This window comes from Exiguobacterium sp. QJM3NY_9 (genome assembly GCF_056173545.1).
On the sequence record NZ_CM149679.1, the window covers coordinates 2,833,684 to 2,858,540 of the forward strand.

Sequence of the window (24,857 nt, forward strand, 5' to 3'; positions counted from 1 at the left end):
GTCATATTTATGGAAGAAGGAATTCATGATGGATAAAAAACGTTGGGGAGGCCTTGCCGTCGCCGGAGCATTTTTGCTCTCGAAAGGAAAGGTCGTCCTTGCACTCTTAAAATTTTCGAAGTTCGGAGGAACGCTGATTTCGTTCGGTATTTCGCTTCTCTTTTATGCCCAAATTTTTGGTGTTTGGTTTGGTGTTGGTTTGCTTTACCTATTGTTCATTCATGAAATGGGACATTTAGCTGCTGCAAAACGCCTGGGTTTTAAGACGGGACCAGCGATTTTCGTTCCGTTCATGGGGGCCGTCATCGGGATCAAAGATACATTCCGAACGCCGAAACAAGAAGCAATCTTAGCCTACGGGGGTCCGCTCGCCGGACTGCTCTCCCTTATCCCGCTTTTGATTGGATATGCCGTGACAGGAAATGATTTTTGGCTCGTTATCTTCCACTTAGGTGCCCTGCTCAATCTATTCAATTTACTCCCGGTCAGTCCGCTCGATGGCGGACGGATTTTAGCTGGTCTGCCGATCGTCGTCTGGATTGCAGGACTCGCTGCCCTGATCGCCTACGGTCTCACCCATTTCAGCATCATCTTATTGTTGATCGCTTTCCTCGGCGGCAGTGCCGTCTGGAAACGGTACCGTTTTGCGAAACAATACGAAGACAATCAATCCGTCCTGATGTTGTACCGGGCAGCCCGCAACCGTGTTTTACAAGCAAAAGCGGAACAGGAACAACATCCAATCGCTGAACCGGCTGAGAGCGATCAACTCGACTCAGGTGAGACTACAGTCTCCGCTACATCGAGCTATGATCCGATTGCATGGACTTTGCGCCATGACTTGCAAAGTCTGCGGAGTGCAAGTCCGGAAGAAGCAAAACCAGCTGCTGACGAACTCTTACGCTATCAATATGATTCGGCGAATGATTACGATGCCTTGCTGCGTCGACTCGACCAACGCATCGAACCGTTGCTTGAAGCGGAAAAATCGGTTGAGTACCACCAGATGCCGAAAAAACAACAAGCGATTACGTTAGTTGCCTATTTGGCACTCGGAGCGATTCTCTTCCTCGCTTTCGAATACTCAAAAGGCTATTTACCGTTACCCTCTTAACGCGCAAACACTCCGTCACTGTACTGTTGTCGGAGTGTTTTTGTTTTCATACCGATTCGTCACAAGGATAGAACAGTTCCTCTTTGCACATTGCCTGGAGTGATTTCTTGCATCTGCCGACCCAAGCGACTAGTCTGAGTAAAAGCCAACGTACTTACCTTAAAGGAGGCTCTCCTACCGATGAATAAGAATACTGCCCAACTGGGAGATGCACCCATCAATAAATTATTGATTGGATTATCGCTCCCGGCGATGATTGGTATGCTCGTCACTGCGCTCTATAACATCGTCGATACGATTTTTGTCGCCCAAGGAATTGGGACGATTGCTGTCGCTGCCGTCGGAATCGCGTTTCCCGTCCAACTCGTTTTGATGGCGATTGCTAATTCACTTGGAATCGGCGGCGCCGCGATTGCCTCCCAACGACTCGGTCAAAAAAATTTAATCGGAGCCAGTCGCGCATATGCAAATGTTTTGATGGTCGTGTTCGTCGTCAGTATGCTCGCCATCGTCTCCGCCTTCATCTTCGTCGAGCCATTGTTGCGTGTCTTTGGAGCAACCGATGAAATCATGCCGTACAGCATCGATTTCTTGCGTGTTTTGCTGTTCGGTTCCCCATTCTTCATGTTGACGATGGCATCAAGTGCGATGTTACGGGCGGAAGGACGCGCGAACTACCAAATGCGTGTCATGTTGACAACTGTCGCCATCAATACGATTTTGACTCCTTTATTCATCTTCGGATTCGATTGGGGCATTAAAGGGGCGGCACTCGGGACCGTCGTCGCTCAAATCGTCGGTTCCATCTTGATTTTCCGATTCTTCTTTACGAAACAGAAAAAGACAAGTCTCCTATTAGACCGTGAAGCCTTCCGTTTTGAACCAAAGCTCGTTGTCCGGATGTCGCAAATCGGTTCGTCGTCCTTCATCATGCAAGTCTCCCAATCCGTTTTGTTCATCACCGTCAACCATATGCTCGTCCGATACGGGGGGACGACGGAACTTGCGACCTTCGCCGTCATCAACAAGTTCATGGCGCTCGTCGGGATGCCGATCATGGGAATCGTCCAAGGGATGCAGCCGATCGTCGGCTACAACTTTGGTTCGAAACAATTCGACCGCATGTCGCTCGCCATCAAACTTGCGATGCGGTACGGTCTGTCATTATCGATTACACTTTGGTTATTGATTCAACTCTTCCCACGGTTCTGGGTCGGAATGTTCACGAATGATACCGCACTGCTCGATGATGGTTCGACCGCGATGCGGATTCTTTTCGCCGTCTCGTTTGTCTATGGGATTCAGATGATCATTAACGGCATGTATCAATCACTCGCGAAAGCCCGTGTCGCGCTTTTCCTTTCTTTATCACGTCAAACACTTTACACGATTCCACTCGTGTTGATTTTACCGATGTTCTTCGGCGTCAGCGGTGTCTGGTTCGCCTTTCCGATTGCTGACTTGATGGCAGTCCTGACTGCGAGTGTCTTTGCTTATCGCGACCGGGTCATGCTCTTTAAGCCCCAAGAATATACAGACCCAGCACCTGAAGCCGTTCAAGCTAAATAATTATCATCGCCGTCCCGTTCACATGTCATGTGGGCGGGTTTCTTGAGGAAAAAAAGATGCTTGGGCCGAAATACGAACATGCATTCTAAGTCTGAATACGGTATGCTCTAAGAAAAGGAGTGATGATTATGGTACAACCCTATACATTAGCCATCGACTTTGAAACAGCGAATCGAAACAGTCGCAGTATTTGTGCATTCGGTTGGTCTGTCCTCGCGAACGGTCAGGTCGTTACGAGTAATCAAGTCTTGATCAATCCAGAAGAAGAATTCGATGCCGGAAATATTCGGGTCCATGGCATCCGTCCGAGTGACGTTTGGAACGAACCTGCTTTACCGGAAGCGATGGAACAACACGGCTTATATGATTTGATTGCCGGTGCCGAACTGATTGTTGCACACAATGCAGCATTTGACATGGGTGCTCTGCAAAAAGCAATTCAAAAGTATGACTTGTATCAAATCCCCGCATTTCGATATGGCTGCACCGTCAAGCTATCCCGTAAACTTTATCCGTGGCTGCCGAATCATAAATTGAACACGATGGCCGAGTTTTTAGGTGTATCGTTTAAACACCACGATGCAAAGGAAGATGCCTACATTTGCGCATTGTTGCTAAACGATATGCTCGACCGGACAAATCTTGACCATCCCGTCACCCTCCACGAATTTTGTGGTGTACGAATGGGACAAGTCGCTTATTAATTCTTATTTCATAGGCGATTTGTTCGGATAAAATAAGATGACGCTCATGGTTGCTTTTCGCTTTGGAAGCGATCCACGACGGAACGCGCTTTAAAACGTCTGCATGCTAAAAGGAGGACTCGACTACATCGTCGAATCCTCCTTTTTTAAGTCCGTTGTTTAGTTTGTTGTTTGTTTAATCGGGAACCAGCCTGGACGGCTAATAATTCCTTGCCACAGTGCATCTGGCATCACGAGTTCTGCTTGTGTTGTTGGATCAAGTTCTGTCCGAATCGACGCGACGTCTCCTGCTTCGACTTTTTCGACCCAGTTCGGTTCCATGATTAATTCACGACCGAGTGCGACGAGTGGCACTTCTGTTAAGGCACGTTCGACTTCTTCTGGTGTGTGGAGTGATCCGACACCGATGACTGGAACTTGTTGTCCCACACGCTCTTGAACGAGTGTGATTGGTGAACGTGTTTCGTTTTCATCACGAATCGAACCAGCAAAGAAGTCCATGACGGAGACGTGCAGGTAGTCTAAGTCTTTTTTAGCGAGTACATCAACGAGCTGCATTGTGTCTTCTAGTGTAATCCCCGGGTTTTCGATTTCTTCTGGTGAGAAGCGATATCCGACGATGAACGATGGGTCTTGTTTTGCGACCGCTTCGACTGCATCGACGACAGCAAGTGGGAATGCCAAACGTTTTTCGAGGTTGCCCCCCCATTTGTCATCACGACGGTTTGAGTGTGGTGAGACGAATTGTTGAATCAGGTACGTATTTGCACCATGAATTTCAACACCATCAAATCCAGCTTCCATCGCGCGACGTGTCGCTTGACCGAATGCTTCGATGATAGCTTCGACTTCTTCTGCTTCGAGCGCACGTGGTGTCATGGCGCCTTCACGTTCTGGCGCTACAGCACTCGCGCTGACTGTCTGTCCGCCGACGAGTTCTGGTGGTGCCATCCGGCCTGCGTGGAAAATTTGAAGAATGGCTTTTGCGCCTTTGTCTTGGATCGTTGTTGCAAGACGTTTTAAGCTTGGAATCAGTTCATCACGCTCTGCGCCGAATTCATTCGGGAAACCTTGTCCATCCGCTGTGACGTTGGCACAAGCTGTGATGACTGCACCGACGCCACCTGAACGTGCTGCATAATAAGCGAGTTCCGCTTCCGAAACTTCACCATTCTCTTCTGCCGCATAGTTTGTCATCGGCGCCATCATGACACGGTTTTTCAGTGTCACTCCGTTTGGAAGTGTAAACGTATCAAACATCTTTTCATTAGCCATTGAAACATATCCTCCTCTGAAATCTTAACTTGAATATCGTCAGTATACGCTCGGACTTTTCAAAATGCCTAATGATGTGCCTAGCCAATCTGCTCGCTTGTTTAGTGGAACTTCGTTTGACGTTTCCGTCGACCGCCCGGCCACCACCAGTTCCAGTGTCCGAATAACTTCATCAAGGCTGGAACTAACAGCATCCGAACAATCGTCGCATCGATGAAGATCGCGAGCGCAATCCCGACACCGAGTTGCTTAATCGGGCTGACACCCGTGAAGGCAAACGCTCCCGTGACGACGATCATGATCAAGGCAGCCGATGTGATGATTTTACTTGTCTTCGCAAGCCCCATTTCCGTCGCGACGTCATTGTCACCCGTCTCGTCATAATATTCTTCCATCCGTGAAACTAAGAATACTTCATAGTCCATCGATAGACCGAATACGAGCGAGAAGATAAAGACCGGCGTCAAAATGCCAATCGTTTCTGCCGGAAAAACGAGTCCTGATTCAAATAAAATGACGAGCAATCCGAATGTCGCACCGAGACTGAGTAAGTTCATCAAAATCGCTTTAATCGGAATTAAGATCGAGCGAAACGCAATCAATAAAATCAAGAACGTCGCGAGTAACACGACACTGAGCGCAAGCGGCATCTTGTCATAAATCTCATCGTAGATTTCTTGATTGAATGCGGCAGGACCACCAATCGTAAAGCCCATTTCCCGGACTTTCCTGACCCAGTCCTGCGAGGCTTGATCACCGGGGTCACCGGCTAAATTGACGTTCACCCGGGCGACGTCCGCGTCAAACGCAATCCAAGGGGTCAACTGTTGTTTCGCCTGCTCGATTTGAACGGCTTGCTGCAAATCGAGTCCGTTCTGCTCGGCTAAGGTCGCGCCGGAAATTACTTCTTTCACACCGCTATCTGCTTGAAACTGTCGTGTCGCGTCCTCGAGACGACTGAGTCCTGCTTCAGACGAAAAGTCCCCCTCGACTAACACGACTGCGTCGGTCCCGTCATCCCCAAATGTCTCTTCCCATGACTCAAAAGCAAGCCTTGATGCATAATCTTCCGGCAGGGCACTCGCTTGCGGAATGTTCAACTCCAAGTCACGTAACGGAATCAAGCACGGGACGAGTAATATCAATGAAAATACCGTAATCGCAACAGGACGCTTCATGACGAAGCGCGCCAGATTTCGCCAGCGTTGCTCACCACGATCCGAGCCGGACTTAAAGATCCGTCCTTTTTCTAATCCTGCACCGAACAGTGCGAGTAAAGCAGGGAGTAACGTGATGGCACTAATGACCGCACCCAGTACCGAGACGAGCGTCCCGATTGCGACCGCTTGAAAGACATCGACATCGATGACTAACAGACCAGCGAGCCCGACAAAGACGCAAATTCCAGAAAATAAAATCGAACGACCGGCTGTCGCGACAGAGACTTCTGCTGCCCGCGCAATCGAATACCCTTTGCCCTGTTCCTCTCGAAAACGATTGACGTAAAGCAGTGAAAAATCGATTCCGAGCGCGAGTGAGATCATCGCGACGGCGTTTAGAACGAAAATGGATAACTCTTGTTGTCCCGCGACAAAATAGAGAATCCCGGCACCGAAGATGAAGGTGACGAGTCCCATGATGAGCGGTAAGACAGCTGCCAAGGGCGTCCCGAAGACGATAAGTAAGACAAGTAAAGCCGCTGGAACACCAATCAATTCAGCACGAACCAAGTCGTTTTTCGAGGCCGTATTCAAGTCGTCGACGATCAGTGGTTCTCCAGTTAGACGGACAGTTACATCATTCGGAACATCCAGCTTGTTTTCGATGGCTTTTGCCCATGTCCGTTCGATGTCCGGTGTCCCGACCGTAAGATATCCTTTGCCGTCCCGAATCGCTTGTGGATTTTCGGTTGGTCCAACGACCTGTCCGACTCCTTTGATGTCACGAAACAACGTGACATGCCGCGTCATTTCTTTGCGAATCGTTTGTTCATCCCCTTCAAACAAGACGATGATTTGATGGGGGTCTTGCTTAAATTCTTGTTCTAACACCTGCTCCACTTGTTGAAATTCCCCGTCACGGGTGAAGCCGTTCCCTTTCAATTGATCGGGTAACTGAAGGGCGAAATACCCAAGGACAATCAGTGCAATCAACCAGACGAGACTGATGCTTTTTCGAAAACGAACAATCTTCTGACCAAGACGTTCCATCTGTCGACTCCTCCTTTTTTCTACTTAGACAGCAAAAACATCCTTCGTACGATCGACAAAGGATGTGTTTACGTCTTGTGAAAAATTTGAACCCACGTGTTTCCGAAATTCGGTGACGTCGAAACGATTGCTAGTCGTCTTGCCTGTTCGTCAAGCAACAGACTTTTTAACAATACGGACGACTGACACCCTTCAAATTTAAACTTTAATTGTTTGTCCTCATAGAGGTAAAATCGTGTCGCATCCGTGACAGAAAACAATTGTTTCTGACTATCGACGAGTGAATATTCTTCATAGTCCGAGAACGGGATGACTTGTTCTTCTTGCTTGACCGCATCCCAAATGACGTATCGCGTCTGATCGGGATCGTATGAGATGATCGTCGCCGGCGCAATAAATCGTTCGAACGTCAACTGTTCATTGTATCCACGCTCGACGATGCGCCCTAATAAAGGGGCTTCGTCATAGTCTGAAAAAGTTCCTGCTTCCGTTATCAAATCAAAGCGGACGATATCCGTTTCCGCTGCGTATAAGAACAGTTGATTGCCACTCCACTCATACAGGTTACTAAACCAAGCATCCGCCCAGATATCCGGGCGATTCATATATGTTATCTGACCATTCTTTAAATCAAGTAATCCGAAGACAATCGTTTCTTCGAAGACGATGAACGCACGACTTCCATTCGGTTCGAGGTACCACGTGAATGGAACATAAGCACAGGCTGTTTCCCAAACTATTTTTAAATCTGCATCGCATTTCGTAAATCCTCCTTGCTCTCGAAACAAGACGAATTCCTCTCCTACTCGTTCAAATAACGATACCGATTCATGGAGCAACAGCTCAGCCGCTGGTTTATACATATACATCACTTCCTACCTCCTACGGTATCAACCTTATTGATTTCTAGCTACTGTCGATGCGCTCGCGTTGTATGTCTTGTATACTAGAACCAATCATCAAAAGGAGGATCTTTCATGAAACCATTACAACTTTCTGCTGACACGGCAGTCGAGCTCGCGAAGCGTCTGAATGTACCACTCGAACAATTGATGCATATGCCGCGTCACATCTTAATCCAAAAGTTAGTCGAACTCGAGAGCGAACAAGCGGATGCTGCAACTGAATCAAGTGATGAGGAGACAAACTAAGCTCCACTTCTGACAAGCAGCACTCCAATCCCTACGAAAAAAGAGGCACTAGGCCTCTTTTTTTACGCTTGCGGATTATACTCCGACTTGCCGTACCGAAAGACATTGACGATTGCTTTCCCATCACTCGGATATCCATTCGGATGATCAATCGGAAAGAGTGAAAAGAAAACAAAGTAGAAGGAGAAATAAGCGAACTGATACGTAAAGATCGATGCTTCGAACACTCCGGCATAAATCAATCCGTTGACGATTAAAATACCTGCAACGTTCGCTAACGAACCACCCAAGTACACCATGATGTTCGTAAATTTATTTTCATGCCGGAGTGCCTCATACTGGCACCAGCCATCCCAAAAGTAAATTCGATTCAAACGAATCGGTCCGACACGTACCAAGGACTTGCCTGACCCAATATTGATTTCCATATTTCCTCCGAACAATCGTGCGAAGAAATAATGCCCCATTTCATGAATTAATGTCACAATCGGTAATAACAGAAAAAACGATAAGAAAAATTTCCAGATATCATCAAATCCAAACATGCTGACGCTCCCTTTCAGAAAACTAATCCTCTAAATACTACTTAATCTATTTTCCCGCATCAGATGAATTAAAACTGGATTATCTAAAAAGAATTAATACGAAAAGATGACAGCCGCAACGCGACTGCCATACTAGGTTACTCTTTTTTTCGACGTTTGTTTGCTGCATATAAGAGACCGATGATCGTCAATGCCGCGCCACCCGCGACCGCATACTTTTTATAGTCTGCTTTTCGCTCGGCCACTACGGTCGTCGTCAGTGCCGGAATCAATAATTCTCGTTCCTCGTGCAGACGAGGCGCATGGATTTTGACTGCCCCGTTTTCGACAAGCACTTCGAACTCACCACTTGGCAATTCAATCGTTACGTCTTCATCTGTCGCATTATGATAGACACGTTGACGCTCGACGTAACCTTCATATGTCCGCTTCAGCTCATATGCAATGATGCCTTCTCCTTCTTCTAGGAAGCGGAGATGTTTGCGAATCATCGCTGTATTTTCAAGACGGAACATCGGATATTGACGGCGCATCGCAATCAACCCTTTGACATATTCAACGGAAGAACTGAATGTCTCTGCCCGTTCATAATCGAGTCGATTCACGACTTCTCCCGCATTGAAGCTATCACGAATCCCATCCTTCGTCCGGAAGAACTCTTGACCCGCGTGGAGGAAGGGAATCCCTTGACCCGTCAAAATGATTGCATTGGCAAGCATTTGACGTTTGCGTCGTACTTCGTCCGTATCCTCCGGGCGTGAGACAGAGAGCTTGTCCCAAACTGTTAAGTCGTCATGTGCTTCGACATAGGAGACGACTTGGTTCGGCTCATCCGCAAAGCCTTGCGACGACACATTCCCAGCAATCCCGCGCTTGACTTCATTCGTCCGATCGAACGACCCACTGATAAAGCCGCGGTTCTCTGGTGTTTGGACATCACCTTTTAACCCGTCACGTAAGCCGTTATTGAAGTGTGCAATCCCCGGCATCTGCGGGGCATTGAAATAGTTCGCTTTTTGGTCGAGCGGTAACGGTGTATCAAGATCCCAGCCTTCACCGATGATTAAAATCGACGGGTCGATTCGATCGAGTGCATGACGAACTTGGTTCATCGTTTCGATATCGTGGAGTCCCATCAAGTCGAACCGGAATCCGTCGAGATGATACTCTTTTGCCCAGTACGTCACGCAATCGATGATGAATTTCCGCATCATGAAACGCTCAGAAGCTGTGTCATTGCCACAGAAACTACCATTCGAAAGCGTTCCGTCTGCCGCTTGACGGTAAAAATAACCCGGAACGAACTGACCAAGCGGAACCTTTTCTGCTTCATAGGTATGGTTGAAGACGACATCCATGATGACTCGGATTCCACGGTCATGCAGTGCCTGGACCAATTCTTTGAGCTCACGGATGCGTGCTTTCGGATCATCTGCGTTTGATGAATAGGAACCTTCCGGTGCAAAGAAATTGACCGGATCGTATCCCCAATTGTAATTATCCGGATCGTTTGGTGCTGCTTCGTTGACCGAACCGAAATCATAGATAGGAAGTAATTGGACGTGCGTCACACCTAAATCAGCTAAGTAGTCGAGTCCCGTCAATCCACCATTTTTCGTCCGCGTACCTGCTTCCGTCAATCCGCGGAACGTACCTCGTTCGACCACACCACTCGCCGGATGACTTGTCGCGTCGCGAACGTGCAACTCATAAATGACAGCATCTTGTGACGAATGGAACATCGGTCGCTCCTCAATCCAACGGTCCGGTTGTACGCTGGACGGATCGATTAATGCACCACGCTTTCCGTTCGTTCCGACTGCTTTTGCATAAGGGTCGACCGCTTCGACTTTCTGACCGTCGACGATGGCTTGAAATGTATAAAAATAACCTTCATACACAGCACGATCGAGTTCTGCGACGAATGTCCCCCGTTCAGCGGCTGACAGTTCGACTTCCTCTACTTTTCTTGCACGCAGCGTCCGGTACAGACGGATGACCACACGTTCCGCCGTCGGTGCCCACAATCGAACACGAATCGTCGTCTCTTCAAAAGTCGCACCCAAGTCCATTCCTCTATAGGCATAACGCTCATCCATCTCCTTTGGCGTGAGCGTCAACATATCTGCTGTTTGTTTCAAAGCCATGCACCCCTTTCATTTCATGGTATTCATTATAACAAAATTTCAAAGTGGTGGACGCTTCCGCTGTTCCTCTCTAAAATAGAGAATAGAACGAAAGGGGAGATGCCATATGGCAGCAAAAGATAATTCATTTGATATCGTGTCACAAATCAACATCGAGGAAGTCAAAAACGCGATGCAAGTCGCACTGAAGGAAATTACGAACCGCTTTGATTTTAAAGGTTCGAAGAGTGACATGAAACTTGAGAAAGAGGATTTAATCCTCATCTCGGATGACGACTTTAAACTCGATCAAGTCAAAGACGTCTTGACGACGAAGTTGATTAAACGCGAAGTCCCGACAAAGAACTTACAGTATGAAAAAGTCGAACAGGCAGCCGGGAATACGGTGCGTCAACGCGTCATCCTAAAAAGCGGAATCGACCGTGATGATGCGAAAAAAATCAATAATGCCGTCAAAGAATCCAAATTAAAAGTCAAAACGCAAATTCAAGATGACCAAATCCGTGTCACGGCTAAATCGCGTGATGACTTGCAACAAGTCATGCAGATCGTCCGTGAGTTACCATTATCTGTCGACGTCCAGTTCATCAATTTCCGTTAAGCAGCAAAAATCCCTTTCTCCAAGTCGGAGGAAGGGATTTGTTTATGCTCATTGCGCTGTATATCCACCATCAAGGACGACGGCTTGACCTGTCACGCCAGCTGCTTTATCACTTGATAAGAAAATTGCATAATCTGCGATTTCTTTCACTTGCAACAAACGCTGTTGTGGAACGAGCGGGTAGATGACTTCTTCTAAGACAGACTCAAGTGGTACGTTCCGCGTTTCAGCGAGTGAAGACAATTGTTTTTGGACGAGTGGTGTATCGACGTAACCCGGGCAAATCGCATTGACCGTAATACCGGATGTCGCACCTTCAAGTGCTGCTACTTTCGTTAAGCCAATCACGCCATGTTTCGCACTGTTGTATGCAGCTTTCCCGGCGAAGCCAATCAAACCATTAATGGATGACATGTTAAGAATCCGTCCGAATCCTTGTTTTTTCATAATCGGGAACACGTATTTCGTATAGAGGAATGGTGCTCGTAACATGATGCTCTGCATCAAATCAAACGTCTCTGTCGAGAAGTCTTCGATTGGTGAGACGTGTTGCATGCCGGCGTTATTGATGACGATATCAATTTTTCCGTAATGCGCCATCGTCTGTTCGATACTCGATTTAATCGCCGCTTCACTCGTTACGTCACCCGCGACCGCAAAAGCGTCAAAACCTTTATTCGTCAGTGCTTCTGCTGCACTTTTTGCTGCCTGCTCCTGCAAGTCGACGATGACGACTTTGGCACCTTCCGCCGCAAATTCTTCAGCAATTTCAAGACCGATTCCACTTGCTGCTCCAGTAATTAACGCTACTTTTCCTTCAAGTTGTTTCATTGTTATCTACTCCTTCTTTACGGTTTCACTTCTTTTACTGTACGCTTGCAAAAACAATAATAAAAATGAATCCTTATTATGCTATGTATAACCATTAGGAATAGGAGGAAATACGATGGATTTTCGACAACTCGAATATTTTACTGAAGTCGCCCGGTTTAAAAGTTTCACGCGTGCTGCCGATTATCTTCATGTCACGCAACCGACTTTAAGTAAGATGGTCCGCAGCCTTGAAGAAGAACTCGATATTGCACTATTTGATCGCAGTAAACGGCAAATCGTTTTGACAGACGCTGGTGAAACACTCCTTCTTGAAGGTGAAAAAATCTTACATCAACTTTCTGATCTCCCCTCTCATCTCTATGACGTAATGCACTTAACGAAAGGAACCATTCGAATCGGACTTCCTCCGTTAATCGGTTCACTCTTTTTCCCCCGTCTGCTGCATAAATTTTCAGAACAGTATCCGATGGTGACAATCGATATCGTCGAGGCCGGCGGTCACGCCTTAGAGAAAGCCATCGTCGCGGGTGAGGTCGATTTAATTGCGACCGTCTTTCCTGCAGATGAAAACTTGACGGTTTACCCCTTTATGGAAGAAGAGCTGCACCTGTTTTTACCGGAACAGCATCCGCTCGCTTCACGCGCTTCGATCGCGTTAGAAGAAGTTTCACAGATGCCGTTCGTTTTGTTTAATGAAACCTTCTCTCTCCATAACGTCGTTTTAAACGCCTGCCGAACAGCTGGTTTTGAACCGACTGTCACACATGTCAGCTCTCAGTGGGACTTTCTTTGTTTGCTCGTCGCAGAAGAAAATGCAGTCACACTCCTTCCCCGCTCGCTTGCGCAGCGGATTCAAGTCAACGGGGTCAAAACAGTTCCGTTAGAAACTCGGGTACCCTGGCAATTAGGTGTCGCTGTCCCGACCGGACGTTATCAGTCGTATGTCACACGGGAGTGGATTCGTTTCGTCCAAGATTCTTATTCACAAAAAGAATGATATGTATAAAAACCATGTATTTGTAGCATGGTTTTTCTTTCGTTATGATGGGATGTATCGTTACTTCAGAAAGGAAGTTATTTACTATGTCAACGCATGAAACACGTCACGAAGTCGGTCTCAAAAAATTAAGTGAGTTCACAGATGCGAATTCAGCTCAATCCACACATGATAAAATCTCAGAGTCATTAAAAGACATCGCACCTGCCGTCGGCGAATGGATTACAGATTTTGCTTACGGTGAAGTGTATAGTCGCACTGGACTCGGGAACCGTGACCGTGCACTCGTCACAATCTCGACGCTCGTCACACAAGGAACAGAACCGCAACTTGCCTTACACATCAACACGGGGTTAACAGCCGGTCTCTCAGGAAATGAAATCGTCGAAGCCATCATGCACCTCGTTCCCTATACAGGTTTCCCGCGTGTCTTAAATGCCCTTGAAGTCGCAAAAACTGTTTTCGCAGAACGTGGTATCACTGTCGAAACGGACTAAGCGAACGGAGGATGGACAATGCATCTGGCAGGGTATAATCCTATTACAAGGGAGAGATGCTAGATGCAATATGCACTGATTGCCGATTTGCATAGTTCATTTTCAGATACGCGCGCCGTGCTACAGGATATCCGTAAACGTGCTCCACAAGCGACGATTTTTTCGCTCGGCGACGTCCATGAGTGCCATATCGGCAAAAAGAGAGCACGCCGTCACACTTTTGAGTCCATCTCTGATGTCGTGACGCTTGATTTCGACTATGTTGCGCTACTTGATTTCGAAACATTACTCGGGAACCAAGAAGAACGGATTTTCTCAATCGTCCCAACCGGCGTGTCCGGACTGCTTGATCGACTCCGGTCGGTTCCCCGGACAAAGCAAGTGGGTGACGATGTCCTGTTTTTACACGGTGATCAGTTCGAGTGGAGTTATACGTTAGTACCGAACACCTCCCAATTCGAACAACGACTATTGTTTTTCGGTCATAGTCATCAACGTGGTTTGTTTCGCGACGGACGCCGGTTGTCGACGCAACTGGACGTTCCGATTTCCATCAAAAAAGAGCGGTATGCTGTCAATGTCGGTCCTGTTCTCGTCGAGCGAGAATGGTTGCTCTACGACACACAGGAAGAATCCATCGTCTACCGCCAAGCATGATAAAAAGACCCTCGGGTTAAAAGCTGGAGTCATCTCCATGCTTTCATCCGAGGGTCTTTTCTGATTACAGGTAACGGACGAGTGAAGCTTTCACTAAATCGACCTGCGTTAATTCATGTTTCTCGACGAATTTCTCGACGACACGACGTACTTCTCCTTGACGACGGACGAAGCTTGTCGGAACCGGTGTTTTGCCGACAAGTTGTTCGTATAACGTCGTCAATTGATGATCATCGATGACGGTTGTCATCGAATCGAGGAACAATAAGACGTGGAGACGGTTGAGATAGTCCCATGGCTTGTCTTCCGACCGGAATTCATTCCGGGCCAACCATTTTTTAAGACCAATCGCATCGATTTCACTGAGTGTTTCCTTCGAACGTGGTGCTTTCCAAAGCGCTAAAAGTTCACCTAATTTTTTACGCGTTTGTTTTTTACCCATGAAAAATTCGAAGTTCACTTTCGTTTCGAGTGCATCTCCACTAACAGGTGCGATTAAATCGGCACCTGGTGCTGTCACGACATCAAAGATGAAGTCGACAGACTCTCCAGGCAACCACGTTGCCACTCTCCCGTGAAAATCAGCGATGAACGCAATCGCTTCTTTCATGTCTTCGTTCTTGATTCGTTCTGCTGCCTGCTGCAACCGTTCGTTTGTTTCTTTATTCATATGCTAACCCCATCTTTAATTTGATTTTATTACATTTCTTCTGGAGCGCCGACACCGAGGAGGCGTAGACCTTCCGTCAATACAATCGTAACCGATTTCACGAGTGCAAGGCGAGATTGTTTTGCCGCATCCTCTTCAAGGACACGTACTTGACCATAATATTTATTAAAGCTTTGCGCGAGATCGAGGACATAACGGCTGATGATTGATGGTTCACGACGCACGAACGCCCGGTCAATGACTGCCGAGAATTGGTTAAGCATCGAGACGACCCCCCAGGCATAATCGTCAGCACTTCCGTCGAAGGCTGCACCATCGTAGCCGCCTTTACGGAGTAACGAGTTGGCACGGGCATTTGTGTACTGAACGTATGGACCCGTCTCCCCTTCGAATTTCAACATCTGCTCGAGATCGAACTCGATATTGTTCATGCGTTCATTTTTAAGGTCATGGAAGATGACTGCGCCGACGCCGACTTGTTGTGCTGTTTGGTCGGCATTCGCAAGGTTCGGATTTTTCTCGGCGATATTTTGTTTTGCGACGTTGATTGCATCTTGAAGGACTTCCTCAAGCAAGACGATCCGCCCTTTACGCGTCGACATCTTTTTGCCATCTTTCATGATAAGCCCGAATGGTACATGGTGCATGCCGTCAACATTATCAAAACCAAGCTTTTTCAAAACTGCAAACAACTGTTTGAAATGGAGCGCTTGTTCTCCGCCGACGACATAAAATGCTTGTTCGAAACGATACGTTTCGAGGCGATAGACAGCCGCTGCCAAGTCGCGTGTCGCGTAAAGCGTCGCGCCATCTTTTTTCTTGATCAGCGCGGGTGGCATACCTTCTGCTTCAAGATCAACGACCATCGCGCCTTCAGACTCGACGAGCAGTTCTTTTTCTTCTAATAAGTCAATGACATGCTGCATTTTGTCATTATAGAAGGCTTCTCCGTTCAGGCTGTCGAACTTTACACCAAGCATGTCATAAACACGGCTGAATTCGACGAGTGAGACTTCACGGAACCATTTCCAAAGAACGGTTGCCTGTTCGTCACCTTGCTCGAGTTTTTTGAACCAGGCCCGACCTTCATCTTCAAGTTCCGGCTTACTTTCTGCTTCTTCATGGAACCGGACATAGAGTTTCAATAGTTCTTTGATTGGCTCAGCCCGGACATCTTCTTCTTTACCCCACATGTTGTAAGCCACCATCAATTTACCAAACTGCGTGCCCCAATCACCTAAGTGGTTGATCCCAACGACGTCATATCCTTTTTTACGTGAAATTTGGTTCAACGCATTTCCGATGACCGTCGAACGCAAATGTCCCATCGAGAACGGTTTTGCGATGTTTGGTGAAGAGAAGTCGGTGACAATCGTCTTCCCATTCGACTCACTTGATCCGTAGTCCGCTTTTTCGTTTAAGACACGATTGACGATTTCTTGTGAGACGACCTCACGGTTCAAGAAGACGTTGACGTATGGTCCGACTGGTTGAACGTTCGCAAAGAGTGGATTATCGATTTTTTCAGCGACATCTACTGCAATCATGTTGGGTGCTTTGCGGAATGCTTTCGCCAACAAGAAGCAAGGGAATGCGAGATCTCCGTGGTCTTCATGTTTCGGTTGTTCAATCAGTTGCTCAATTTGTTCAAGTGTCAATGCGTCTCCGATGACTCCTTGTAAAACTTCAGCATATTGTTGTTTGTAGCTCATTGTATTACCTCCAACAGTTTATTTTTTCCAATAAAAAACGCCCTTTGCGCAACTCGCAAAGAGACGGAATGACCGCGGTACCACTCTTCTTGGTGTCGTTTTCGACACCCACCTTAATTGGGGATAACGGGGTTCCCCCGGCTACGCCTGATCGTTACGATTCGGATAGCGTCTCTGAAGTGCGTTTCACGATTTCTTTGTCCATTCAGGCTTCCACCGTTTCCTGATTCGCTGGCTGACAAGATAAAACCGTTACTTTCTTCGTCATCGACGATTTGATATCTTTCACATTATACGCAATGACTCGATTTCTCTCAACCTTATTTTTTTGTAAATCACTTATCATAATTTCCACAAATCGGGTATAGATACAGAAGGATCGCCACAGAGAGGGGTCTATTCCGCTATGGTTTACTATCGAAAAGTAGCACGTATGAGCTGGATCACTTTAGCACTTATTGTTGTTTTGCTGTTTCTTGCATCGCTTGCCTTTCCCGTCCATATGAACCCAGCGATATCGCTTGGAAATGCAAGTTATCTTCTCATTTTAGTCCTCCTCTTCCAATTCGATAACATCCGCCGTGGTGGGATTTATTATACATTTCAAGAAGGTATTATTTTATTCATTTTTCTTAATTACGGTTTATTGATTGCCGTCATTTTGAGTCAACTCGGTGTCCTGATTTTCCAATTATTTTCGCATAAAAAAGAAATTCGTATAAAACGATTCATCTACCTGTACCCCGTCAACGTCTTATTCGACATCGTCTATATCTCAGTTCCCGCCTCCGCTTACTTGCTACTTGGAGGTCCGACCGGCCCGGGCTTTACTTATACCGAATCACTTATCCCGTTTGTCGGTTATCTGGTGGGTGTCTTTCTTATTTCCTATCTTCAATGCCGATTCGTCAATCGTTTCTTAAACTTAAGGTATGACTGGACCCGCCTCATCCGACTTCAGACACTCGTTTACGGAATCAGTATTTTAAGCGCGCTTCTCGGGATTTGGTTTTATGATGAAAACCCGTTAGTTGCTGCGACTGTCTCGACTTTAATTTTATTCTTATTCAAGCAACTCCTACAACAGCGTGGCGCATCCTTACAAGCTACACACAACGCTAAACGGTTCGACGATGCGAAGGAACGGTTGCTCGTTTCACGCTTTGAACGGGAAGCGATTGAATCCTTACTGATTGATTTACCTCATCTGATTGATTTCTCCGACGGCTGGCTTTCTATTCAGCAGCAACGAAAACAAATCATCTATGACATTCGGACAAAAAAGACAGTTGATGTCTTACCTTTATTTCATACGCTATCGGCGAATGATCTGCGGACTCCGATTCTCTATGGCCTTCGGTTCGACTGGGGAAATGATGTCCAACTCTCGCTTCCCGTCGATCGGCATTCGATGCTCGCGATTCCTTCCATCACAAGTGGAGAAGTCGATGTCTCAATCGTTTTATTTCATCAAATAGCTGATGCTTATGATGAAGCAAAAGCGGATGAAATTTCTCGCCTGCTTCGAACATTTTGCCGCGTACTCGAGCGTTCCCAAGAAAACTTTCAATTGTATGCCGAAAGCCGGACGGATGCCTTGACCGATCTCCCGAACAGTCGTGCTTTTTATGAAGAGGGGGCACGCCAGTTTGCTTCCGAACACTTTCCGCTGTCGATCATCCTGTTTGATATCGACCACTTTAAATACGTCAATGATACGTACGGACATAAAGTCGGGGATCTCGTCTTACGTGAGCTCGGAAGACGGATTAAATACGTCATCCACCGAAACGATCCCGTCTTCGCGGCACGTTATGGGGGGGAGGAATTCGTTGTTTTGATTGCGGATTGCTTACAAGACCAAGCAATCTCCATTGCTGAAGAAATTCGTCACGCCGTTCTCGATCGCCCCTTCATTGTCGACGATCACCATCTCTCTATTACCGTCAGTCTTGGCGTCGATACAGTAGAACATCCTTACCAACGCACATTTGAAGAATCATTACGTCAGGCAGATCACGCACTGTATGTCGGCGGAAAACACAATGGTCGAAATTGTACAGCCCACTACGCTAATCTTTGAAAGGTTGTGTTTAACGTGTCTATTACTGAAATCGAGTTATCGCTTCCGATGAGTCAACAACGGCGGACATTACGGATTTATCGTCCCCCTGAGGTCGCGACGGATGTTGCATTACCCGTCATCTATATGCATGACGGACAAAATGTCTTCAGTGGTGCGAGTGCTTCCTTCGGTAAAGGGTGGGATGTTCATCTCGCCCTCCACGAAGTCGGTCTACAGGCAATGATCGTCGCCATCGATAGCCCGGATGACCCGATGGACCGGTACGATGAATATGCGCCTTGGACGGATGACGCGTTATTGATGCGAACCGCATATCCGTCACACCGGACGACGATCGGCGGAAACGGGAAAGCTTATATGGAATGGATTATCTATGACTTGAAACCGTACATCGATTCGCACTATGCGACGATTCCGACTGATACAACGATGATTGGCAGCTCGATGGGCGGCGTGATTTCCTTATATGGCCTATTTGCTTATCCGGAAGTGATCACGCGTGCCGCCGCCTTATCGACAGCCGGATGGGCGAACTTCTCTTCTTTACTTGAGTTCATCGAGCGAAGTCTCCCACTGTCTGACGCGCACCGTTGCTACATGGATATCGGGACAAAAGAAGTCAGCGGTCCGATGACGGAAGAAGATTATTTGCACACGAATGATGTCATCTCGGCGGCAGTACGTCAAAAAGTCGAGCAGATGCAATACAGCGTCATCGAAGACGGTATTCACCATGAGACAGCATGGGCGAAACGTATGCCGGACGTGCTCCGATTTCTCTTTTCATAAGAATTAAGTGTTAACGCATTTGAATCATCTGCGTGACACGTCTTTTTCAGTGGTACAACCTAAAAAGGATGATGTACGCTCTAACGAGCACACATCATCCTTTTTCATCTTATTTCACGAGCTCTTCAGTCAGTTCTTTTTCATAACGATTCCGCGGGTGTTCCCGGCATTCGTCGGAACATGAACGCATCACTTTTGGTTCACATTCTTCACAGCAGAAATGCTGACGATTACATTCCGGGTTCGCACAATTAACATAACGTGTTTCTGCCTTACCACAGTAGTAACACTCGGATACGACAGTCGGATTGACTTCATTGACAGGTACTTGAACGCGTTCATCGAACACGTACAGCTCCCCTTCCCAGTCTTCTCCACGCGTGACTTCATCTTTTCCGTACATGACGACGCCACCTTTCAGATGGAAGATGTCGTCGCTGTTTTGACGTTTACGGAAATAAGCCGTGAACTTCTCACAACGTACGCCACCCGTACAATACGTCAAGACTTTTTTCCCTTCGAACAAATGCTCATTTTCATCGAGCCACTGTGGAAATTCACGTGACGCCGCAACGTCGACCTTGACGGCATTCTTGAAATGACCGAGATCGTATTCGTAGTTGTTTCGGACGTCTAAGATGACGACGTCTTCATTTTGCATCATCTCTTTCCACTCAGCAGGCTCAAGGTAGGCTGCATTTTCTTTCGGGACATTAAACTCATCTTCAAAACGCCATGTGACGAGCTCTTTCTTGTAACGGACGAAGATTTTTTTGAATGTATGCTCTTCGACTTCATCGATTTTAAATTCGATGTCGCTAAAGCGCGGATCCGCTAATAAATCTTGCATATACTGTTCTGTTTGTTCGATCGTTCCAGAAAGTGTTCCGTTGATGCCTTCTGGTGCAATCAAGATTCTTCCTTTGATTCCGAGTTCCTTACAGTAGGCAAGGTGCTCTTTTGTTACCTGTTCCGCATTTTCAATCGGAACATACTTATAAAATAATAGTACGCGATAAGGTTTCATAATCCTCATTGGCCCCCATGTCAGTTTTTTGCAGTAAAACGAACGTTGGCGAACGAAGCGTCATAGCTAATAGCTAGCTGGGAACGCCTGCAAAACGCACCCATTTAAGTATAATACCAACTCCGATTCAATTGTACAATCGACAAATCCATGACACTTACGTCGTAATTCAATTCCCTTTCTGATGAGGAAAGAGGTAAAATAGAAATTAGCAGTTTAATTTGTAAGGAGGATTCCGAATGCTCCAAACTATCCGTCAATGGATCGAGCACATGATTGTATTTCTACAAGATCTTCCGGGTGGAGCTTCGACCGGATTGATTGCACCCTTCTTAGAATCACTATTCCCATTCCTCCCACTCGTCCTGATCATCTCCGCGAACGCGGCGACCTATGGTTTTTGGATGGGAGTGCTCGTATCTTGGGTCGGCAGCATGTTAGGTTCACTCGTCGTGTTTGCTTGTATCCGCTATTTATTTCGCCGTCCAGTCACCCGGTGGCTTGAAAATCATAAGGCAGCACAACACTGGATTGAACGCGTTCGTCACATGAGTCCGATTTCACTCGGATTTTTCTTTTCGCTCCCGTTCATGCCGGCCTTTATCATTACATCCATCTCGGCGATGATTCAGTTATCACTCCGGACGTATTTAATCGCAGCTGGCGCCGGACGCCTGATTGTCGTCATTTTGTTTTCTTTGATCGGCAAAGAGTGGTCAAGTTTTTTAGAAAGACCTGTTCGTCTACTGTTTCTTTTCCTGATCCTACTTGCGATTTGGGGAATCAGTCGCGGTATGGAAGAATGGATTAAACGCCGGGCACTCGCACGTCGTACGAAAAACTTACGTGAACTAGAAAATGTAATTGAAGGTAAGAACAAATAAACAATTCTCTCAAAAACACATGACTTACCCAAGTGTTTAATTTATTTCACTATCCGGATGGAAGATCGCTTACATGTGATGTTCCATCTTTTTTTGGTTATGCCACCCTTCTTTATGAATCAGATGTTATTTTAGTTCATGAAAGAACGATACCTGAACTACGCCTAAATCGACTTACGATTAAGAATAGGTCTTTTGAATCATTTTCATTTGCTATAATTATATAAAAATACCGTTCACACATTAGACATTATTGATAACGCTTACATTTAATTGGTAAGACCAATATCAGAATAATGTTCACGTTTCGACTCAATAAAATAGGATGGATTTTCCAACTTCTTCATTCCTATAATGAATCTATATTTACGATTCATCGACTCCCTAAGACGAGTATTCCTCTCGTCAGCAAGTCCGAGCATCGTCTCTCTTGCGCCCTCGTTCAATGTCACCGGTATCATTGAGCGTACGTAATTTTTGTACCGGAATCGATGGAGCGGCACCTGTCACTCCATCAAAAGAATAATCCCCTTAACGGCTCCTTCAACCCCCTTGAAGGAGCCGTTCCCTTTTACTTTCCGCTCCGCCCTTGCGATACTTAACGTACTATGGATTGTGAAGGGATGGACCTGCATGGAATTTTATTATTTTTTACCGCTTGGATTTTTTATTGGCATTATCTCTGGCTTCTTCGGAATCGGGGGCGGAATCATTTTGACGCCCCTCTTGTTGATTCTTGGATTTACCCCGAGTGTCGCCATCGCGACAAGCCTCATGTTGACACTTGGTTCAACCGTTTCCGGAACACTCTCTCATCTTCGTCTAAAAAACGTTGTTTGGCGTGATAGCCTCGTCATCGGTGGTGTCGGGATTATCGGTTCGACGATTGCAACGCCCCTCGTCCTTCGACTCGAAGAAGTCAACGGGGCACACCTCGTCATCTCGATTGTTTACATTGCTTTATTACTCTATTTCGCGAATAAGTTCCTTCGTCCAAAGTCGACGAACGGTTCGCAAGACGGATGGCGTAATCGTTACGTCGCTCTCGCCTTTACCGGTCTGTTCGCTGGTTTCGTATCGTCGCTACTCGGTGTCAGCGGGGGCTTCATCATCACGCCACTACTCGTCGGAATCGTCGGTTATGAACTGAAACGAGCGGTCGGGACAAGTATCGCCTCTGCCTTATTGATTGTCCTATCTGGACTCGTCAATTATACGGTGGCGAGTACGGATGTCGATTTGCTCGTCGGTGTCATGTTAATTATCGGCGCCTTACTCGGTGCACCGATCGGCGCCAAACAATTGGGACACTTCGAAAGTCCGTTCGTCAAAAAGTATTTAGGAATCTTTTACTTAACGGTCGCGACAAGCGTGCTGCTTGAAGTGTTAGGCTTTAATACAGCTTCGTTAATCGTCTTAGTGACCCTTAGCCTCGTCTTCTTAGTGACGTTACTCGTGTACAGCCGTAAACGTTCAGCATCCTCTTAACTGTTTCTCATATTAATAGCCGTCCCTTGCTAAAGGAGACGGCTATCTCGGCGTGTAGACACACTCTTACGAAGCGTACACATGTGATATCGAGACGGATTGTGCTCTAAACCGCCTGCATGCGCGGATTTCTGTCACGATATCACCTAAAAAGCGTCACGTTTCGTTGACTCCTACGGGAAAAAGTGCGTTTTTAACGCGACTTTCAGAGGCAGGCAAGACCCTGCTCGTTGTCCGTGAGGACCAAGGAGTAACGGCTTGCGCCTCGCCCTAGGAAAGCAACGAAAAAAGACGCTTTCTCTCCCGACAGCACGTTGTCTACAGTCTGTAATAGCCGTCCCCCGTAAAAAAGGGGACGGCTATTTTTTTCTATTTCTTGTTAAGCAACTTTTCGAATCGTACCGGCTTCGTACTCTTTTGTATGATCAATGACGATTTTCGATAATAATAACATCCCGATTAAATTCGGAATCATCATCAGACCGTTCGCAATATCAGCGACCAGCCACAACAATTCTAAATTTGCGATTGCTCCATAACAGGCTGCTAATGCAAAGATGACTTGGTAGAGGCGATTGAATTTCGTCGCACCACTTAAATATTCAAGACATTTCTCACCATAGACATACCACCCGATAATCGTCGAATACCCAAAGAAGAAAACTGAGAAGGCAACCGTCCATTGACCCAGTGGTCCAAGTACACTGGCAAATGCGGCCGATGTAAGTGCCGCCCCTGTCAATGAGCCGTCATGTGTGACACCTGATAACGTCCCTCCCGTCGGATCCCAAAATCCAGTCGTCATTAAAACGAGTGCCGTCATCGTACAAACGATTAACGTCACGATAAACGTACTCGTCATCGAAATCAATCCTTGTTCTGCAGGTCGTTCACTTTTAGCAGACCCGGCAATTAAAGCAGCTGTTCCCAGTCCGGCTTCGTTCGTAAAAATACCACGTGCGACACCAACCTGCATGGCAACCATGATGGAAACACCCGCAAATGCGCCGACTGGTGCCAGCGGCTGAAACGCATATTGTACAATCAGCCCTAACGCGGGAATGATTTGGTTCGCTTGAAGAACTAAAATAATGAGTGCCGCCACGATGTAGAGCAAACTCATCACAGGTACAAAAATCGTCGAGATTGAACTGACACGCTCAAGCCCACCACGAATCGAGAAATAGACAGCGACGGCTAGTACAACTCCAAAAGCAAGTAACGGAATGTGAAACGTCTGCTTCAATACCGTCGACATCGCATTCGCCTGGACCGTATTTCCGACGCCAAAAGAAGCAATCAGACCAAACAAGGCAAACGCAACCGCTAACGGCTTAAAACTTTTTCCAAGACCTTTCTCGATGTAGTACATCGGTCCACTGACAATTTCACCACGATCGTTTCGCTGACGAAATAAAATCGCTAACAGACTCTCGGCATACTTCGTCGCCATCCCGACGAGACCAATCACCCACATCCAAAAGATTGCACCTGGCCCCCCCATCGTCAAAGCGACGGCAATTCCGGCGATGTTCCCATTCCCGATTGTCGCAGCAAGTGACGTCATCAGCATTTGAAAGCTACTGATTTCCCCTTCACCATGCCCCGTTTTCGTCAATGCAAGTTGAAACGCTTGTTTTAACCGGCGAAACTGTAATCCTCGAAGACGAACCGTAAAATATAAGCCCGTCCCGACCAATAACACCATGCTCGGGATTCCCCAAATCCATGATGAAATCATTTGTAACACTTCCATCGCACTCCAAATCCTCTCTATCTCTATCTCTATCTCAGTTGACTCTGCCGCTCACCTTAGCATATTTTTGTTTATTCCTACAATATGAATCGATTGTTTTTGTGGTTATACACAAACGGTTGTATACTAAATATAAGGAATACG

22 protein-coding genes and 1 other annotated feature are annotated in these 24,857 nt (G+C 46.7%); of the genes, 12 read left to right on the plus strand and 10 right to left on the minus strand.

The window, feature by feature from the left end:
- The first annotated feature begins 28 nt into the window (after positions 1–28).
- The 3 genes from AC0VYQ_RS14475 (at position 29) to AC0VYQ_RS14485 (ending at position 3,387) form a co-directional block, all read left to right on the plus strand.
- The gene (locus AC0VYQ_RS14475; protein ID WP_475403866.1) at positions 29–1,114 is read left to right on the plus strand and encodes a site-2 protease family protein; all 1,086 of its coding nucleotides are present in this window, start codon (positions 29–31) and stop codon (positions 1,112–1,114) included.
- 180 nt (positions 1,115–1,294) lie between these two features.
- Positions 1,295–2,683, plus strand: coding sequence for an MATE family efflux transporter (locus AC0VYQ_RS14480; protein ID WP_214771692.1), 1,389 nt, complete (start codon positions 1,295–1,297; stop codon positions 2,681–2,683).
- A gap of 128 nt (positions 2,684–2,811) precedes the next feature.
- Positions 2,812–3,387, plus strand: coding sequence for a 3'-5' exonuclease (locus tag AC0VYQ_RS14485; RefSeq protein ID WP_214766410.1), 576 nt, complete (start codon positions 2,812–2,814; stop codon positions 3,385–3,387).
- Positions 3,388–3,546: 159 nt separating this feature from the next.
- Here the strand turns inward: AC0VYQ_RS14485 and AC0VYQ_RS14490 are convergent, their stop codons facing one another.
- The 3 genes from AC0VYQ_RS14490 to AC0VYQ_RS14500 form a co-directional block, all read right to left on the minus strand.
- Complete coding sequence (locus AC0VYQ_RS14490; RefSeq protein WP_475403867.1) at positions 3,547–4,662, minus strand: NADH-dependent flavin oxidoreductase; 1,116 nt, start codon at positions 4,660–4,662, stop codon at positions 3,547–3,549.
- A 101-nt stretch (positions 4,663–4,763) separates the two neighbouring features.
- Complete coding sequence (locus AC0VYQ_RS14495) at positions 4,764–6,872, minus strand: MMPL family transporter (RefSeq protein ID WP_475403868.1); 2,109 nt, start codon at positions 6,870–6,872, stop codon at positions 4,764–4,766.
- Between the two features lie 68 nt (positions 6,873–6,940).
- Positions 6,941–7,741 carry a hypothetical protein gene (locus AC0VYQ_RS14500; protein ID WP_475403869.1) on the minus strand — a complete coding sequence of 267 codons (801 nt, stop codon included), beginning with the start codon at positions 7,739–7,741 and terminating at the stop codon, positions 6,941–6,943.
- Between the two features lie 108 nt (positions 7,742–7,849).
- Between AC0VYQ_RS14500 and AC0VYQ_RS14505 the strand changes: the two genes are divergently transcribed.
- On the plus strand, positions 7,850–8,023 hold the full coding sequence (locus tag AC0VYQ_RS14505; protein ID WP_088838124.1) for a YycC family protein: 174 nt from the start codon (positions 7,850–7,852) through the stop codon (positions 8,021–8,023).
- A gap of 62 nt (positions 8,024–8,085) precedes the next feature.
- Here AC0VYQ_RS14505 and AC0VYQ_RS14510 read toward each other — a convergent pair whose 3' ends face one another.
- Positions 8,086–8,568 carry a hypothetical protein gene (locus tag AC0VYQ_RS14510; protein WP_029331967.1) on the minus strand — a complete coding sequence of 161 codons (483 nt, stop codon included), beginning with the start codon at positions 8,566–8,568 and terminating at the stop codon, positions 8,086–8,088.
- 137 nt (positions 8,569–8,705) lie between these two features.
- Positions 8,706–10,715, minus strand: coding sequence for a type I pullulanase (gene pulA, locus AC0VYQ_RS14515; protein ID WP_475403870.1), 2,010 nt, complete (start codon positions 10,713–10,715; stop codon positions 8,706–8,708).
- A 106-nt stretch (positions 10,716–10,821) separates the two neighbouring features.
- Between pulA and AC0VYQ_RS14520 the strand changes: the two genes are divergently transcribed.
- Positions 10,822–11,316: a YajQ family cyclic di-GMP-binding protein gene (locus AC0VYQ_RS14520; RefSeq protein WP_029331969.1), complete on the plus strand. Its 495-nt coding sequence runs from the start codon at positions 10,822–10,824 to the stop codon at positions 11,314–11,316.
- A gap of 48 nt (positions 11,317–11,364) precedes the next feature.
- On the opposite strand, the gene AC0VYQ_RS14525 is transcribed toward AC0VYQ_RS14520, so the two are convergent.
- Entirely contained in the window at positions 11,365–12,147 is a 783-nt protein-coding gene (locus AC0VYQ_RS14525) for a 3-hydroxybutyrate dehydrogenase (RefSeq protein WP_475403871.1), read from the minus strand.
- A 115-nt stretch (positions 12,148–12,262) separates the two neighbouring features.
- Here AC0VYQ_RS14525 and AC0VYQ_RS14530 point away from each other — a divergent pair, with 115 nt between their 5' ends.
- The 3 genes from AC0VYQ_RS14530 (at position 12,263) to AC0VYQ_RS14540 (ending at position 14,301) form a co-directional block, all read left to right on the plus strand.
- Positions 12,263–13,147 carry a LysR family transcriptional regulator gene (locus AC0VYQ_RS14530; RefSeq protein WP_475403872.1) on the plus strand — a complete coding sequence of 295 codons (885 nt, stop codon included), beginning with the start codon at positions 12,263–12,265 and terminating at the stop codon, positions 13,145–13,147.
- A gap of 86 nt (positions 13,148–13,233) precedes the next feature.
- Complete coding sequence (locus AC0VYQ_RS14535) at positions 13,234–13,644, plus strand: carboxymuconolactone decarboxylase family protein (protein ID WP_088838130.1); 411 nt, start codon at positions 13,234–13,236, stop codon at positions 13,642–13,644.
- A gap of 63 nt (positions 13,645–13,707) precedes the next feature.
- Entirely contained in the window at positions 13,708–14,301 is a 594-nt protein-coding gene (locus AC0VYQ_RS14540; RefSeq protein ID WP_475403873.1) for a metallophosphoesterase family protein, read from the plus strand.
- 64 nt (positions 14,302–14,365) lie between these two features.
- Here the strand turns inward: AC0VYQ_RS14540 and AC0VYQ_RS14545 are convergent, their stop codons facing one another.
- Positions 14,366–14,971 (minus strand): hypothetical protein, encoded by a 606-nt coding sequence (locus tag AC0VYQ_RS14545; protein ID WP_475403874.1) that lies wholly within the window; start codon positions 14,969–14,971, stop codon positions 14,366–14,368.
- Between the two features lie 29 nt (positions 14,972–15,000).
- A complete protein-coding gene (gene argS / locus AC0VYQ_RS14550) occupies positions 15,001–16,683 on the minus strand; it encodes an arginine--tRNA ligase (RefSeq protein ID WP_475403875.1) in 1,683 nt (560 codons plus the stop codon).
- A gap of 56 nt (positions 16,684–16,739) precedes the next feature.
- Positions 16,740–16,960: a binding site (T-box leader), on the minus strand.
- Between the two features lie 129 nt (positions 16,961–17,089).
- Between argS and AC0VYQ_RS14555 the strand changes: the two genes are divergently transcribed.
- Together AC0VYQ_RS14555 and AC0VYQ_RS14560 are read left to right on the plus strand one after the other, a co-directional pair.
- Positions 17,090–18,766, plus strand: a complete 1,677-nt coding sequence (locus AC0VYQ_RS14555) for a GGDEF domain-containing protein (RefSeq protein ID WP_475403876.1) — start codon at positions 17,090–17,092, stop codon at positions 18,764–18,766.
- 15 nt (positions 18,767–18,781) lie between these two features.
- On the plus strand, positions 18,782–19,558 hold the full coding sequence (locus AC0VYQ_RS14560) for an alpha/beta hydrolase (protein ID WP_475403877.1): 777 nt from the start codon (positions 18,782–18,784) through the stop codon (positions 19,556–19,558).
- A 109-nt stretch (positions 19,559–19,667) separates the two neighbouring features.
- Here the strand turns inward: AC0VYQ_RS14560 and trhO are convergent, their stop codons facing one another.
- Positions 19,668–20,585, minus strand: a complete 918-nt coding sequence (gene trhO, locus AC0VYQ_RS14565; protein WP_475403878.1) for an oxygen-dependent tRNA uridine(34) hydroxylase TrhO — start codon at positions 20,583–20,585, stop codon at positions 19,668–19,670.
- A gap of 239 nt (positions 20,586–20,824) precedes the next feature.
- On the opposite strand from trhO, the gene AC0VYQ_RS14570 reads away from it, so the two are divergent.
- Positions 20,825–21,469, plus strand: coding sequence for a TVP38/TMEM64 family protein (locus tag AC0VYQ_RS14570; RefSeq protein WP_475403879.1), 645 nt, complete (start codon positions 20,825–20,827; stop codon positions 21,467–21,469).
- Positions 21,470–22,102: 633 nt separating this feature from the next.
- Complete coding sequence (locus AC0VYQ_RS14575) at positions 22,103–22,957, plus strand: sulfite exporter TauE/SafE family protein (protein ID WP_214893349.1); 855 nt, start codon at positions 22,103–22,105, stop codon at positions 22,955–22,957.
- A gap of 379 nt (positions 22,958–23,336) precedes the next feature.
- Here AC0VYQ_RS14575 and AC0VYQ_RS14580 read toward each other — a convergent pair whose 3' ends face one another.
- On the minus strand, positions 23,337–24,713 hold the full coding sequence (locus AC0VYQ_RS14580; protein ID WP_214893347.1) for an alanine/glycine:cation symporter family protein: 1,377 nt from the start codon (positions 24,711–24,713) through the stop codon (positions 23,337–23,339).
- Positions 24,714–24,857: the final 144 nt, after the last annotated feature.